This window comes from Algibacter sp. 2305UL17-15, assembly GCF_040720935.1.
Classification (GTDB): domain Bacteria; phylum Bacteroidota; class Bacteroidia; order Flavobacteriales; family Flavobacteriaceae; genus Jejuia.
Map to the genome: position 1 here is coordinate 94,566 of NZ_JBFDAE010000011.1, position 14,682 is coordinate 109,247.

The 14,682-nt window shown below is 33.9% G+C and carries 17 protein-coding genes and 2 pseudogenes; 4 read left to right on the top strand and 15 right to left on the bottom strand.

The genetic code is table 11. The annotated features are described in order from the left end of the window. Positions 1 to 70: 70 nt before the first annotated feature. From ABXQ82_RS12995 to ABXQ82_RS13010, 4 genes are all read right to left on the bottom strand, one after another. A complete protein-coding gene (locus ABXQ82_RS12995) occupies positions 71 to 712 on the bottom strand; it encodes an NAD(P)-binding domain-containing protein (protein ID WP_367060304.1) in 642 nt (213 codons plus the stop codon). Positions 713 to 798: 86 nt separating this feature from the next. Then, positions 799 to 1,413 (bottom strand): nitroreductase family protein, encoded by a 615-nt coding sequence (locus tag ABXQ82_RS13000; RefSeq protein ID WP_367060307.1) that lies wholly within the window; start codon positions 1,411 to 1,413, stop codon positions 799 to 801. Positions 1,414 to 1,699: 286 nt separating this feature from the next. Further along, the gene (locus ABXQ82_RS13005) at positions 1,700 to 2,722 is read right to left on the bottom strand and encodes an AI-2E family transporter (protein WP_367060310.1); all 1,023 of its coding nucleotides are present in this window, start codon (positions 2,720 to 2,722) and stop codon (positions 1,700 to 1,702) included. A 19-nt stretch (positions 2,723 to 2,741) separates the two neighbouring features. Continuing rightward, a complete protein-coding gene (locus ABXQ82_RS13010; protein ID WP_367060313.1) occupies positions 2,742 to 2,981 on the bottom strand; it encodes a Rho termination factor N-terminal domain-containing protein in 240 nt (79 codons plus the stop codon). A gap of 202 nt (positions 2,982 to 3,183) precedes the next feature. Here ABXQ82_RS13010 and ABXQ82_RS13015 point away from each other — a divergent pair, with 202 nt between their 5' ends. Together ABXQ82_RS13015 and ABXQ82_RS13020 are read left to right on the top strand one after the other, a co-directional pair. Then, positions 3,184 to 3,369 carry a CsbD family protein gene (locus ABXQ82_RS13015; RefSeq protein WP_367060316.1) on the top strand — a complete coding sequence of 62 codons (186 nt, stop codon included), beginning with the start codon at positions 3,184 to 3,186 and terminating at the stop codon, positions 3,367 to 3,369. Positions 3,370 to 3,444: 75 nt separating this feature from the next. Then, a pseudogene (locus tag ABXQ82_RS13020) lies at positions 3,445 to 3,543 on the top strand (TerC family protein); the annotation flags it as partial. Between the two features lie 26 nt (positions 3,544 to 3,569). Here the strand turns inward: ABXQ82_RS13020 and ABXQ82_RS13025 are convergent. From ABXQ82_RS13025 to ABXQ82_RS13065, 9 genes and pseudogenes are all read right to left on the bottom strand, one after another. Continuing rightward, positions 3,570 to 3,644 (bottom strand): annotated as a pseudogene (locus ABXQ82_RS13025) (hypothetical protein); the annotation flags it as partial. A 281-nt stretch (positions 3,645 to 3,925) separates the two neighbouring features. Beyond that, a complete protein-coding gene (locus ABXQ82_RS13030) occupies positions 3,926 to 4,459 on the bottom strand; it encodes a lipid-binding SYLF domain-containing protein (protein ID WP_367060319.1) in 534 nt (177 codons plus the stop codon). A 1,141-nt stretch (positions 4,460 to 5,600) separates the two neighbouring features. After that, entirely contained in the window at positions 5,601 to 6,677 is a 1,077-nt protein-coding gene (locus ABXQ82_RS13035; RefSeq protein WP_367060322.1) for an AMP-binding protein, read from the bottom strand. A 5-nt stretch (positions 6,678 to 6,682) separates the two neighbouring features. Further along, the gene (locus ABXQ82_RS13040) at positions 6,683 to 7,642 is read right to left on the bottom strand and encodes a CPBP family intramembrane glutamic endopeptidase (RefSeq protein WP_367060325.1); all 960 of its coding nucleotides are present in this window, start codon (positions 7,640 to 7,642) and stop codon (positions 6,683 to 6,685) included. A gap of 3 nt (positions 7,643 to 7,645) precedes the next feature. Next, positions 7,646 to 8,680: an o-succinylbenzoate synthase gene (locus ABXQ82_RS13045; RefSeq protein WP_367060328.1), complete on the bottom strand. Its 1,035-nt coding sequence runs from the start codon at positions 8,678 to 8,680 to the stop codon at positions 7,646 to 7,648. A 140-nt stretch (positions 8,681 to 8,820) separates the two neighbouring features. After that, positions 8,821 to 9,507: a DUF2490 domain-containing protein gene (locus tag ABXQ82_RS13050; RefSeq protein WP_367060331.1), complete on the bottom strand. Its 687-nt coding sequence runs from the start codon at positions 9,505 to 9,507 to the stop codon at positions 8,821 to 8,823. 16 nt (positions 9,508 to 9,523) lie between these two features. Then, a complete protein-coding gene (locus tag ABXQ82_RS13055) occupies positions 9,524 to 10,201 on the bottom strand; it encodes a metal-dependent hydrolase (protein ID WP_367060334.1) in 678 nt (225 codons plus the stop codon). Between the two features lie 68 nt (positions 10,202 to 10,269). Further along, entirely contained in the window at positions 10,270 to 11,172 is a 903-nt protein-coding gene (menA, locus tag ABXQ82_RS13060; RefSeq protein WP_367060337.1) for a 1,4-dihydroxy-2-naphthoate octaprenyltransferase, read from the bottom strand. Continuing rightward, the gene (locus ABXQ82_RS13065; RefSeq protein ID WP_367060340.1) at positions 11,173 to 12,012 is read right to left on the bottom strand and encodes a 1,4-dihydroxy-2-naphthoyl-CoA synthase; all 840 of its coding nucleotides are present in this window, start codon (positions 12,010 to 12,012) and stop codon (positions 11,173 to 11,175) included. A 279-nt stretch (positions 12,013 to 12,291) separates the two neighbouring features. On the opposite strand from ABXQ82_RS13065, the gene ABXQ82_RS13070 reads away from it, so the two are divergent. Beyond that, positions 12,292 to 12,486, top strand: coding sequence for a hypothetical protein (locus ABXQ82_RS13070; protein ID WP_367060343.1), 195 nt, complete (start codon positions 12,292 to 12,294; stop codon positions 12,484 to 12,486). 5 nt (positions 12,487 to 12,491) lie between these two features. Here ABXQ82_RS13070 and ung read toward each other — a convergent pair whose 3' ends face one another. Further along, positions 12,492 to 13,157 carry a uracil-DNA glycosylase gene (ung, locus tag ABXQ82_RS13075; protein ID WP_367060346.1) on the bottom strand — a complete coding sequence of 222 codons (666 nt, stop codon included), beginning with the start codon at positions 13,155 to 13,157 and terminating at the stop codon, positions 12,492 to 12,494. Next, positions 13,157 to 14,161: a DNA polymerase III subunit delta gene (holA, locus tag ABXQ82_RS13080; RefSeq protein ID WP_367060349.1), complete on the bottom strand. Its 1,005-nt coding sequence runs from the start codon at positions 14,159 to 14,161 to the stop codon at positions 13,157 to 13,159. The genes ung and holA overlap by 1 nt, the downstream gene beginning before the upstream one ends. A 61-nt stretch (positions 14,162 to 14,222) precedes the next feature. Between holA and ABXQ82_RS13085 the strand changes: the two genes are divergently transcribed. Continuing rightward, on the top strand, positions 14,223 to 14,669 hold the full coding sequence (locus ABXQ82_RS13085; RefSeq protein WP_367060352.1) for a type I restriction enzyme HsdR N-terminal domain-containing protein: 447 nt from the start codon (positions 14,223 to 14,225) through the stop codon (positions 14,667 to 14,669). The last annotated feature ends 13 nt before the right edge of the window (positions 14,670 to 14,682 follow it).

Here is a 14,682-nt window from a genome sequence, read left to right on the forward strand (position 1 = left end):
ACCGCATGTTTTTGTTTAGCTTTTACCATGTTCATCCAAAAACGAATCCTAAAATTTATAGCGTAATCATCTAGTGCACCCTTACATTGTTTACCAGTTCTTTTAACTCTTTACGACTTAGAGATTTTCCATATATAGATTGTTCAGGATCCATAATATGTGTGTCTGTTAAATTCCCAATATACAGCGCATCAAAACCTATATCTTCAATAAGCTGTTTTGCAACATCTCCACTTTCTTGATCTTGGGCCGCATAAGGTATAGCCAATTTGTCTGTGGTCCTAAATGCGCGATCTCTTAAATGTTCTGCGCGTATGGTATTAAATGCTTTTACGGTTTTAGCTGTTCCAAATTTCATAGCAGTATATTCAGAAGCATTATAATTAGCATCCCTTACTTCTTGAGCAATGGCGCCATCTCTTTCCGGATATGGATTTGTGGCATCTATAATAACCTTATTACCATATTCGCCTGCGTATAATTCAGCTATTTTATCAATCGCTTTAAAAGGCATTGCTAAAAGGTAAACATCTGCGTTGGCTTCAAAAGTATCCGTTACACTCCTAGCTTCAGCATTACTACCTGCTTCTTTAACCAAGCTATTAAGTTCTGCCGGGTGTCTTGAACTAAACAGTACTTTATGCCCTGCTTTGGCCCAATGTTTCCCTAAATTTCCACCAATATTCCCACTTCCTATAATTCCAATTTTCATAATATTCGTTTTTGTGATTCTCAATCATATCAATTTAAAACGATATGAGAGGATCTGTTATTAATTAATTTTCCCTTGTAAAATTTTTAGTTTTCTGAATTATACCATGCCTCTTTGAAGGCAAATTGATGATAGGGCATTCGTTTTCGTTTTTTAGTTTCCTCTTCTTTTAAGTCTTCTGGCAAATCATCTATATTTCCTCCATAATGGCCTACGGCAATGGCTGTAGTTACATGAAAGCCGTCAGGCACATTAAATTTTTTTTGTGCTTTTTTCCAATCTACGCCTGCCATATGGTGCAAACCAATTCCCATATATTGAGCCTGTACAGTCATCAACCCTAAAGATAAGCCCAAGTCATGTAAAGCATGAAAATTTTCCTTGCCCTCACCGGTCTTTTCTTTATAAGCAGTTAACATCAACAAAGGCGCATTGTTGGCCCAAGTTTTATTAAAATCGCTCAAACAATCGAAGATGGATTCATAGCCTTTAGTTCCTTTATGAGCATATATAAATCGCCAGGGCTGCAAATTATCTGAACTGGCAGACCATCTAACTGCCTCAAACAACTGTTTTAGTTTAGCATCTTCTATGGTTTGATTTTTGAAAATTCTTGGACTATAACGTTGTTTTAAAAGTGCAAATATTTCATTGTCTGTGTCTGCAATGTTTTCTAATCTTACTTTTTCTTCTTCGTTCATATCCCATTTTATTTAAGCTCTCAATGTGTAATTAACAATTAAGATACTTTTCAACATATACAACTTTGTTTCATCTGTTTAGCTATAGTTTATTTCTAAGTCATCATCCTAAACCTGTCGCTAATCATACCCGCAAATTAAGTGTTTAAGCCCCTAACCCTTGACGTTATAAAAAAAAAAGTTAATGCGATTACTAAAATTCAACTTGCTGTTTTTCCTTCTGAAGATTGTATATAATTGAAAGCACAAAGTGAAAAAACCACTGCCCGATCGGGGTTTACTTTTACTATAGTTTTTTCTCGTGTTGTTTTCCGTATTCTTTTTTATATATACGCACAATAATTAAGAATAAACTAATAAGTAATGGCCCAAAAATTAACCCCACAAAACCAAACAAGGGAAGACCGACAATAACACCTAATAATGTGATTAATGGATGTACGTTATCCAGTTTTTTAAGTACAAAAAGTCTAATTAAATTATCTGTTGAACCAACCACGATAATGCCATATAACAAAACACCCCATGCTTGGAATGTGTTACCATTGGACATCATTAATATAAATACTGGAATAGTTCCTAAAAAATTGCCAACAAAAGGTATCATAGAACCAAATGTTACAATAACCGCCCAAAAGAAGGGGCTGTTTACACCAAATATTAAAAAGCCAATCAATGCCACAATCCCTTGCGCTACTGCCACCAAGGGAATCCCCAAAGCATTTGCGCGAACCTTTTTGCGGGTTTCTCTACCAATAATTTCCAGGCTATCGTCGCTTATGGGAATGTATTCATATAAAGATTCCCGTAATTTTTTACGGTTGGTCAACATATAAAACAATAAAAAATACATAATAGAGATAGCAACAAGCGACGTAAATGTACCTCCTACCAACCCTTGCAAATTTTCACTTATCCAGCCAGATATGGCTGATGCGTCAATTTGCGAGGTTAAATCATATCCAAATCTGCCTTCCCAATCTGCCAATTGATTTTCAATAGCGTTAATTACTTTTTCAGAATTATTTACGGCAGTACCAATTTTATTGCCTAGCATAGCTATAATACCAGCTACTGGGAGTAAAATAACTAAAAAGGAAGCTAACATTAAGCAACCAGCTGCTAAATTAGGATGCCAACCCTTTTTTACCAATTTAGCCATGGCTTTTCGCAATAAAACATAAAGTGTGATAGCCCCCAAAATCCCTGAAAAATAAGGAAGCATTTCCTGAAAAATTAACCCGCCAATGAGCACTATTAAAAGGAGTATAAAAATTTGGCGAATTATTTTAGCATCAATGGCTTTCATAAAATATTTTGGCAAGTTATTAGTTGTTTCTTAAAGCATAAATTAGCTCGCTTTTATTCATTTTAGACCGCCCTTCAATCCCTACATTTTTTGCTTGTTCGTAAAGTTCAGATTTAGTCCATTCTTCATAAGGCTTTGCTTTGCCTCCCTTTTTACCTGCGTTGGGCGCGTTTGCAATTCTTGCAGACTTTTCCTTACTATAACCTTTATCTCTTAAAGCTTCATATTGAGCTTCATTTTTCACACTTGGAATATCCATATAGCTTAAATTTAATGTAACAAATATTAATATTCAAAAAAAAATTACTTAGCCTAATCAGTAAAAATATTAACTTCAATAAAACACCTTAGAACTATTTTATTGCATTAAAGAAAAATGTTTTTGAGGTAATTTAAATAGCTCTGTTTCAGTAATTTAGTATAAGAATTTAAAAGAATTTTTAATTAAAAAAACAAATATTATGAACAAAGATCAATTAGAAGGTAAATGGAAACAGATTAAAGGTAAGTTTAAGCAAAAGTATGGCGATTTAACCGATAATGATTTGACGTATTCTGAAGGGAAATTTGACGAAATGTTAGGTAAACTCCAAGAAAAGACAGGAAAGAAAAAAGAAGAATTGAAAAAAGAAATTGAACAATGGTAAAGCTCAATTAGAATAGTGGCAAAAATATACCCCTGATTACCAAATTAGGGGTATATTTTTTTAAAACTATATGTTATGTTTGAAATTCTATCTAGCGCAAATGCATGGGTGGCGCTCGTAACCTTGATTTTTTTAGAAATAATATTGGGTATAGATAATATGATTTTCATATCCAATATCGTAACCTGACTCCCACACCTTGCTGCTATATGAGCAAATTCCAATCCTATGTAGCCTGCACCAATAAGCACCATACGCTTAGGTAATTTTTTCATTTTGAGAAAATCGTTGCTATTTTTGAGTAAATCGTTTCCTTTAAAATTAAGTGTTCTTGAAATTCTTCATGTTGCTATAACCATTTTTTTAGTGTGAACTGTTTTTGCCTCCCGTTAAATAGCGGGATTATCCCTTCCCGATAGCTATCGGGTGCTATCGGGACAACCATCAAAACTTAATGCGCTGCGCTTTTAAGTTTTGGGTTTCACTAATTTGGGTTTCACTAATAAAAAAGGTTGACAAATTGCCAACCTTAGTAAAGTTTTACTTTTTTTTGAGGCTATTCAAATGCATTAAAGTCAAATTTTTGTCCGCCAACTGAAGCATCTGCCATTAATCCAGCTTTTGGTAAAGCAAATACAATAACACCATCGCTATAATTAGCATCTTTCGATTTTCCTTTATCAGCGATAACGGCCGAAGCTTCGGCAGATAACTCAAAATTACCTTCCTTAAATTCTGCTAAAGCGGCATCTGTTTCAAAAAATATAACCTGTATAACTGCTTGTCCGCCAGCTTGAAGTCCTATATTTACTTTTTTTAAGCTTGCCATACCAATAGGTGTTCCATCTTCGTAAAGCACACCATTACCGCTAGCTCCACCAATAATTAATCCGCCTTTTCCAACATTTGGAAAAATGGCATATCCTGATGAGTTTTCGAAGAATTTCTCGATTCCAGCATCTTTTTCAATCAAAGTTGCTTTAGCCTTTTCGGCATCTGCCATTATTTTTTTGTCTTTGTCGTTTTGTGCTGTTGCTCCAACCGTTATAAATAGTAAGCAAACCGCTACGATTGTTTTTAAAGTTTTCATAAATCTGTTTTTTTATTTGTTATGCTCAAATTTATAGAATAGACTATTTTTTAAAGAACTTAATCAAGTTCGTTTTTAGCTCTAAAAAATTCATTAACAAAATTTAACTTATTAACAATTAGTGTTTTGCGTTTTTTTTAACAATAGATATGGAGAGCTTGAGTTTTTAAAGCATCTTTCCGATTCTGGCATTGGAAATGCACGATCTCTGTCTTGTTCATAATCTATGCGTTCATAATACTGTTCCATGAATATTGTCTTCGCAAAGTGCTACCCTTGCATATCACATCTGGGTATTTAAAGGATATGCCAGTTACCCTAACAGTTGTTTTACTGGTGTTGAATTTTTGGAAGATGTTTTTTGCTTAAGTGCAATGATGAACGCTGAAACATCGCTCGATTTTGATAAGGCATCATCGGTTTTTTGTTGCATTAGCAATTTGATTGGGTTTTTCCAGTTCTTTTTTGGTAGGCGATGTTTTCTTGGCCAATTCAATGTCTGCCAATTCCGTCAAGTTATCTTTTTTTTTTTTTCGATTTTTTTATTACCCAATTAAAAAACTTGTATAAAATAAATATTTCATTTCACTATTGTCCGATTAAATTTCGCTCCTCTGGAGCTTTCTAATATTTTTTGCTTCGGCCTATAAAGATTACGCTCCTCTGGAGCTAAAAAAAATCCCATAGGGATGGAATCTTTGTAGCAAAAGGAAAAGAACTAAAAAAATCAAGCCCCATCGGGGCGACATCTTAAAAATCGCTTATTTAGTATAGGGTTGAAAGGTTTCTAAAATTTTTTATCGGACACTAATGATTTCATTTCCTAGTTTGCAAATCAGATGTTATAGAACTTTTTAACAGCACACCCCATAATCCCCTCTTTTGAGAGGTGAAGCTCATACGCAATAGTTTCCCTCCTAATAAGTAGGTCACCATAACTATCGGGTTAAGGGAGGTGTCAAAGCTTTCGCTATTATTTATCTTAAGATAGTGCAGCATCCTTTGCTTCTTTCCATAAACTTATATTATATCTACTCATATTTCTTGGTTTATTTAAAACTACCGTTTCCAAAAACAAAAATTCCTGCAAGGTTTTTAAAAACTTGCAGGAACATACTCGATTTTTTTTAACAATAAAATACTATTTTAATTCAGAAATCTCCTTTATCGTATTAGCGCGATGTACTTTTCCAGAGGCTGTTTCCATAAATTTATTTACAAAATAAACTGCTTTTGGTTTTTCGTATTTTTCAAGGACATCAAATATGGATTTATCTATTGGTTTTTCCTGGCCTTCAATAACCATTATTATTTTATCACCAAAAGTATCATCTTGAACGCTTCCTATAAAAAAACGATTCGGCATAATATCTTGAAGTTTTGCCTCTACTTGTTCTGGATACACTTTGATACCACCAGTATTAATAACATTATCGAAACGTCCCAATAATTCAAATTCGTTTTCTGAATGTATTTTCACGATATCATTAGTTACTATTTTTTTATCAGACAAATTTGGTGCATCAATAACCAAACAACCACGGTCATCTTGAGAAATACTAATGTTTGGCAATGTTTTAAAATAGCCATCAGACTCAGAATCTGTAAAGTTATTTAATTTTTTAACTGCGATATGCGAAACTGTTTCCGTCATCCCGTAAGTTTCATAAACTTGCGGTTTTTTGTCCTTAACCAATTCTTTTATATGATTGGAAACGCGACCGCCACCAACAATAACAGTTTTTATAGACTTTAAATACTTTGCAAAGTTTTTAAGTTGCATTGGTGTAAAGGCGCAGAAATCATAATCTTTCTCGTAATCTATTCTAGGTAATGAAGAAGGCACTACCATATCTACTTCCAAACCTAAAACAATGGCTCTCACCATCATCATTTTTCCAGCAATAAAGTTTGAAGGCAAACAGTTTAACACTTTTTTACCGGGTGTTAAATTAAAAAAATCGCCAGTAATTATGGCAGAATTTACCATGGCCTGCTTTTGTATTTTTAATTTTTTAGGCTTTCCTGTAGAACCGGATGTTTGCACTATTAAATGGTCTTTTTTATCCAACCAGTCTAATAAAAACATACCTAGTTGTTCTTGGTACGGAAAACCTTCCTTTACAAAACTATAGGCAACTTCCATTAAATCTTCGCGGTTATAGCTAACACCATCTAATTTAAATCTATTATGTACTTTGGTATAATCTGGAATCATATGTCTTAATCTTCTAAAATTTTATAATCTTCTTTTGGTGGCTCTACTACTGGTCCGAATAATTTATCTTTCCAATTGCTCCATCTGTATTTTTTTGCTAAAATTAATAAAAGAATCGGGAACACTACGAACACAGGAATAAATATTTCTACAAGTCCCATTGCTCCTGGATCACTAATATCTTTAAGAATGCTATGGGTTTGTAAGGCTGTCCAATCTGCCGTAACCAAAAGCGCCGTAAATAAATTATTGGCGGCATGAAATCCTAATGCCAATTCTAGCCCGTCATCCATTAACGTAATGATGCCCAAGAACAAACCTGTGCCTATATAATAGACCATGATGACGTAACCCAATTTTTCTACCTCTGGGTTAAGTATGTGCATCAATCCGAATAACACAGAAGTAATAACCAATGGTAACCATCTATTTTGAAATAATGTGCCTAAAAAATGCATGCCATAACCTCTAAACGCATATTCTTCAAAACTTGTCTGCAATGGTAGTAATGTAACGGCGATTGCCAGTAAAATTAAAAATGGTTTCAATTTAAAATTCCAAACGTAATCTTCTGGAGTAAAAAAGTAATAATCTATTAAAACAAAACTACTAGAGATGGCACCCCATAAGATAAAAATAAACCAAAAACGTTTCCAGTCTATTTTTCTTCTGGTTGTAGTTAAATCTTTTATCGATAGCTTATGGAGTAACTTAGAACTTAAGAAAACACCAAAAAGGCCAACTGCAAAAGAAATTAGCATTAAAAATAAAAAGAGGTTTTCTCCGAGCAGCGCAACCATTCCGGGGATATCGGACGGGAAATCAGCTAAACTCTCTACCTTAAGACCTAAGCTAAGAAGTAAAGGTATATAGCCCAAAATTTGCCACGTGACAAAAATAATTGCACCCCCAACTATATAACGCCATGCATCTGTTAAACCTTTATACGCTTGTTCTATGTACATAATTTATAAATTGAATTTCCAATTTTTAGTGTCGTTATAATGCAAACAGCCTTTATTTACATACAATGGCGATTCAAAATTATTCGTAAATAAACCGCCAGTCCCTAAGCCCTGAGGTAATTTATTGTTCTTCTGAAAAGTATATTGGGCAATAGCATTAAGACCAATATTGCTTTCTAAAGCACTTGTAATCCACCACCCTATTTTGTTTTTTTCTGCTATTGAAACCCAATCGTCACTCCCTTGAAATCCACCAACTAAAGTAGGTTTCAAGATAATGTATTGCGGACGAATAGTTTGTAGCAATTCTTGTTTTTTTGTTACGGAAAACACGCCAATTAATTCTTCATCTAAAGCAATTGGTAAAGGTGTTAGTTCGCAAAGACGAGCCATGTCTTCTATTTGTCCCTGTTTTATAGGCTGCTCTATGGAATGTAAATCAAGTTCTGACACTATTTTTAGTTTTTCTAAAGCTTCATTTGGTTTAAAAGCACCATTAGCATCAACTCGCAATTCTATATCTTTTGAAGAGAATTCTTTTCTTATGGATTTTAATAATTCCACTTCAGTTTGAAAATCAATAGCACCAATTTTCATTTTAATACAATTGAAACCGGCATCAATCTTTTCTTTTATTTGCCGATTCATAAAGGCTTTACTGCCCATCCAAATGAGTCCGTTTATTGGAATGGAATTTTTCCCTTTTGTGAATTCCGAAGGAAATAAATCGAATTTATCTTCACTTTCCAAAGATTTAAAGGCCATTTCCAATCCAAATTGAATGCTTGGGAATTCCACTAATTCGGTGTATAAATACCCTAAACCTTTATTGATATTTTCGCATGTCCATTTTAACTTCGCTTCAAAATCTGGTCTATCATCAATTGAAAGTCCTCTAAACATCCCGCACTCCCCTATGCCCTCCTTACCATCGGAATTTATAATGAGAAACCATGTTTCCTTTGTTTTTAAAATACCTCTTGAAGTGCCGCTTGGGTTTTTGAAGTTTAGAATGTAATTATGAAAAGTTGCGGTCATAAATTTGTTTAACGAATAAAAATCTCAATTTCTATTTTAATAATTGATAATTGTTTATTTTTTTGAAAAGATTCCCACTTTCGTGGGAATGACAATTTCAAATGAAACCTCAACATTCATTTTGAGGAATTACTTTTTGATTAAAAACTATGATGAAAACTTAGCTGTAACTGACCCTTCCCCAAATTAACCGTCTTTTGATTCATCCAACCCAATTGAAATTTCATACTTGGTTTTAAAACATAGCCAAACCCTAAATAGGTTCTATTCCTATCGAATAGTTCTACCATCCTGTTATCGCCAATATCGGTTTGTCCGTTTATGAATAACTCATTGTACAATGCGATATAAACCGCATCATCTGTAAGTTCTTTTTTATTCAAAGGAATATTCAAAAACACATTATAACGATAACGCGTTCTGAAGTCTTGATTTTCAACAAAACGCTGTTCGTATCTAAAACGATGCGCTAAATAAAATCTATTGCCTAATTTTTGTGGAAAAAGTGCTTCTTGGTATATTCTACTTTCGGAAGTTGTGGCATTACTATCTCCAAATTGCCCCGTCGTGATATTTCCATACCCTAAAGTGAACAAAATATTCGCATTTTTTGGATTAAATGATATCCCAGAACGAATTAAAAGTTGTTCTAAATCTCCAATGGTATTCCAATTTCGGTGTTGTACATCACCTTGAATTCCAAATTGACTGTTCTTAAATTGATGTTTAAAAAAGTACATATACCATGCACCAGTTTTAGATGATTCTTGCGCATGTAGTGTATTGAAAAGAAAGCAGCAGCTGAGTGCTAAAAAAAGTTTTCGCATGTAAAAATGTTTAAAATTATAGTTCTATGGAAGCACCTATCTCAAGTAACATGAGGTCTTTATCCTTCTCAAAGAATTTTCGTTTTGCAGCTTCGTGGTCAATTTCTATATACCCGAATGTATCGTAGTGATAGCCTAAAATTTTGTCACATGCTATAAAATCACTTGCTAAAATAGCATCTTCTATTCCCATTGTAAAATTATCTCCGATAGGTAAAATTGCTAAATCCAACTTCGTTTGAAGTGGGATTAACTTCATATCAAAAGTTAATGCCGTATCTCCGGCAATGTAAATATTTTTATGTTCGCCTTCAATTACAAAACCTCCCGGTTGCCCACCATAACTTCCGTCAGGAAATGAAGATGTATGGATGGCGTTTACATATTTAACCGTTCCAAATTCAAAATCCCACTTACCGCCGTGGTTCATTGGGTGGGTGTCAAATCCTAAATTACCATAATGTGTCGCAATTTCATAGTTAGAAACAATTATCGCTCCTGTGCGTTTTGCAATGGCTTCAACATCTATTATATGATCTTGATGTGCATGGGTCACTAGAATATAATCTGCCTTGAGCGAATTGATATCAATACTCGATGCATTAGGATTTGCTGAAATAAATGGATCTACAAGAATATCAATATCCCCTATTGTAATTCCCAAACTGGCGTGACCGTAAAATGTGATTTTCATGTGCTTAATCTTTGACACTAAAATAATGATTTTAGCAGAATAACTTAATGAAACATTCACATTTTAATCTAGAATAAATGTCCCACAGCCATTAAAACAGATAAAAAGAAGGTCGTCAACGCTATTTTCTTTAATTCAGGATCTAAGGATTTAGGGTCCTTATTTTCTTTTACTTTTTTAAGATGAATAAATAGCGGTATGTAAGCCAGTATAAAAATTAAGTTGAATACCGAGGTATAATAAAGAATTCCAAACAGCCCCGACACAATAATAGCTGACATGATTAAAAAGTAATGGTATTTTTTTGATTTTTCTTCTCCTAATTTTACAGCCATTGTTATTTTACCAGCATTTTTATCTGACTCTATATCCCGCATGTTGTTAAGATTAAGAACAGCGGCACTCAATAAACCTATAGTTATTGCTGGTAAAAACACAACATGGTCCAAAGTTTTTGCATAGAGAATATAACAGCCAATAACACTCACTAATCCAAAAAATATAAAAACAAATATATCTCCAAGCCCTCTATATCCATACGCATCACCTCCAATTGTGTAGCGCAAAGCCGCTATTACGGAAGCAATTCCCAACCCGAAAAACAATAATGCGAGTAAAAAATGTTGCGAGCCAAATGCTGTAAATATCAGTAAAAAAGCAAAAGCAATACAAATAAGAATGTTTAATTTAATGGCATCGAACATCATTTCAGGAGAAATAGCACCACTTTGTATGGCACGCTCTGGTCCTAACCTTTCGTCATTATCTGTACCCCTAACACCATCACCATAATCATTGGCCAGGTTAGAAAGTATTTGTAAACTTACGGTGGTTAAAATTGCTAGCGTAAAAATAGACCAATCAAAACAACCATTATAAGCTGCAAAACTAGAAGCAATAATTATCCCTGATACCGAAAGCGGTAACGTTCTTAAACGCATTGCGGAAATCCAAATAGAAATATTCTTCATTTAAGGAATCCATTTTTTAACGAAGTTCGGCTTGCGTTTTTCTAAAAACGCGTTGCGCCCTTCTTTGGCTTCATCTGTCATATATGCCAAACGTGTCGCTTCTCCAGCAAACACTTGTTGCCCTACCATACCATCATCTGTTAAGTTCATTGCAAATTTAAGCATTTTAATAGAGGTAGGAGATTTTGCCAATATTTCTTGCGCCCATTGATAGGCTGTTATTTCTAATTCGTTATGCGGAATTACAGCATTTACCATTCCCATATCAAAGGCTTCTTGCGCGGAATAATTTCTACCAAGAAAAAATATCTCCCTAGCCCTTTTTTGACCTACCATTTTTGCAAGATATGCAGATCCGTAGCCACCATCAAAACTAGTAACATCAGCATCCGTTTGTTTAAATATGGCGTGTTCTTTGCTCGCTAGAGTTAAATCGCAAACCACATGTAAACTATGTCCTCCGCCTACTGCCCAACCTGGAACTACAGCAATAACAGCTTTTGGCATGAAACGGATCAAACGCTGTACTTCTAAAATGTTTAAGCGATGGTACCCATCTTCACCTACATAACCTTGGCTACCTCTGGCTTTTTGATCGCCACCGCTACAAAAGGAATACACACCGTCCTTTGCTGAAGGGCCTTCTGCCGACAGCAGCACCACACCAATGCTGGTATCTTCGTTAGCATCATAAAAAGCATCATATAGTTCGCTGGTGGTTTTTGGCCTGAACGCATTTCTTACGTTAGGCCTATTAAATGCAATACGGGCAACACCATTGTATTTTTTATAGGTAATGTCTTCGTAGTCTTTAACAACTACCCATTTTGGTTTTTCCATGTTGAGATATTTTAGTCAAAAATAAATTTTATTTTTAAAGCCTTCAAGTGTTTGGTTAAAGAATACAGTAATCATTATCTTAATGATTGACATCTAAATGGTTAGTATTCTAAAGGTGAAAAAACATTAAGAATTCCTTGAAAGAAAATATACGTACTTCTACGCATTGTGTATTGTTTATTTTTTATTAACTTTGAGATAAATTTAACATTTTAATTGAAAATGTTGCATTTCATCGAAATTTAACATACTTTTATCGAATAATCAACCCCTATGTTTATGCTATTTAACATTACCCTATCAATTTTGGCTTTAATTGTCATAAATGTTGTAATTTTTTCAATTGCACGTTTTATACCTAAGAAGACCCCAGTTTTAAAAGAAGAATTATCTAGTTCTGTTGAAACAATTAAATTGAACCTTAATTTAGAGGATGAAACCTCTAATCAAGAGTTGGCACCTACAGGAAGTTAATCTCACTACCATTTTATTGTACTTTTACTGTTTGAAGTAAGCAATTCATTTGTTTTGCTGAAATGGGCATTACCAAACCAGTACCCTCTATTTGCGCTTAATGGTGATGGATGTCCTGATGTTAAAATGTGATGTTTGGAGCTGTCTATAAGTTTCGCTTTTTGTTTTGCAAAACCTCCCCATAATAAGAACACAATGTTTTCTTTAGAATCACTAATGCTTTTTATAACAGCATCCGTAAAAATTTCCCATCCTTTTTTTTGATGACTTGCTGCTTGATGAGCTCTAACAGTAAGCGTTGCATTTAAAAGCAATACACCTTGTTTCGCCCAACGCGATAAATCGCCACTTTCAGGATACGGAATTCCAACGTCCGTTTCAACTTCTTTAAAAATGTTAATTAATGATGGCGGATGGGACACAGCGTTTTTTACAGAAAAACATAAACCATTAGCTTGGTTAGGGCCATGATACGGATCTTGACCAATAATCACCACCTTCACATCATCAAAATGACAATGGTTAAAGGCGTTAAAAATTTCGTCTCCTGGAGGAAAACATTCATGTTTGGTATATTCTTCTTTTACGAATCTAACTAAACCTTCAAAATAAGGGTTATCAAATTCATTTTTTAAATATGGTTTCCAACTCTTATGAATATCTACGTCCATTAATTCAATATTCTAACTAATAATTCTTTTAATAAATCGCCTTGCGGCACCGAGTTTGCCCCTACTCCTTTGCTTTTAACATCAAAATCCCGCAGGGTAGATACAACTGCACTTACTTTGCGCATCGGGAAGTTTCTTGCTGCAGTAACATATTCATTCACAAAATAAGGATTGATTTTTAAGGCTGAAGCAACACTTCTTGGCGATTTATCTTTTAAACCATGAAAGTGTAATAATTGAGAAAAGAAGTTAAAAAGCAATGACACCGTAACAACCATTGGGTTGTCCTTTGGATTCTCAGCAAAATAATTGACTATTTGATGTGCTTTTAAAGCATTTCTATCACCTACCGCTTTTCGTAATTCAAAATTATTGTAGTCTTTACTAATGCCTATATTTTCTTCAATGACCTCAGGTGTGATTTGACTGTCCTTTGGCAATATAATTTGAAGTTTTTCAAGTTCATTGTTTATTTTACTCAAATCTGTACCTAAAAACTCCACTAGCATTTGCGCTGCCTTTGGCGTAATTGTATAGCCTTTTGGGGATAATACACGTCTTATCCAATCTGCTACCTGGTTTTCATACAATTTTTTACTTTCATAAACTACCCCGGTTTTTTTGAGCGTTTTATATAAAGATTTTCGCTTATCTATTTTTTTGTACTTATAATTGATTACCAAAACGGTGGAGGGTTGCGGATTTTCGGCATATGCTGCCAATTTCTCAATAGAGCGCGATAAATCTTGAGCTTCTTTAACAATCACAACCTGATAATCCGCCATCATCGGGTAACGCTTTGCATTACTTACAATATCATCAACAGAAATATCCCTTCCGTATAATACCATTTGATTAAAACCTCTTTCTTCTTCGGATAAAACAGTATCTTCAATAAAATCAGAAACCTTATCTATATAATAAGCTTCCTCACCCATTAAAAAATAGATGGGTTTTAAATTCCGGTTTTTTATATCTGTTACTAATTGTTTGACTTCGTCCAAATCTCAAGAAAATTTTCTGTAAAAAGCATCTAAAATGCTATTAGAATGATAAATTTGTGCTGTGCAAAAATTGAATTTCCCCACATATGCGTTTCGATTCAAAAATAGCGAAAATAAAGTTTCTATTTTTGATATTATCCGCAAAAAATTTATGGTTTTACAACCCGAAGAATGGGTACGCCAACATTGTGTCCATTATTTAATTGAACATAAAAAATATCCCAAATCTTTAATTAATGTTGAAAAAGAACTCAAAGTCAACGATTTAAAAAAACGCTATGACATTGTTGTTTTCAAACCCAATGGAGATATTCAATTAATAGTAGAATGTAAAGCACCCAAAATAGATATCAAGCAAGGTACTTTTGATCAAATTGCACGCTATAATTTGGCGTTGAAAGCAGATTATTTAATGGTTACCAACGGATTAAATCATTATTATTGTCGGATGGATTTTGAAAGAGAACAATATGTTTTTTTAGAAGATATTCCAGATTACGTTAAATGAAACCAAGATGATT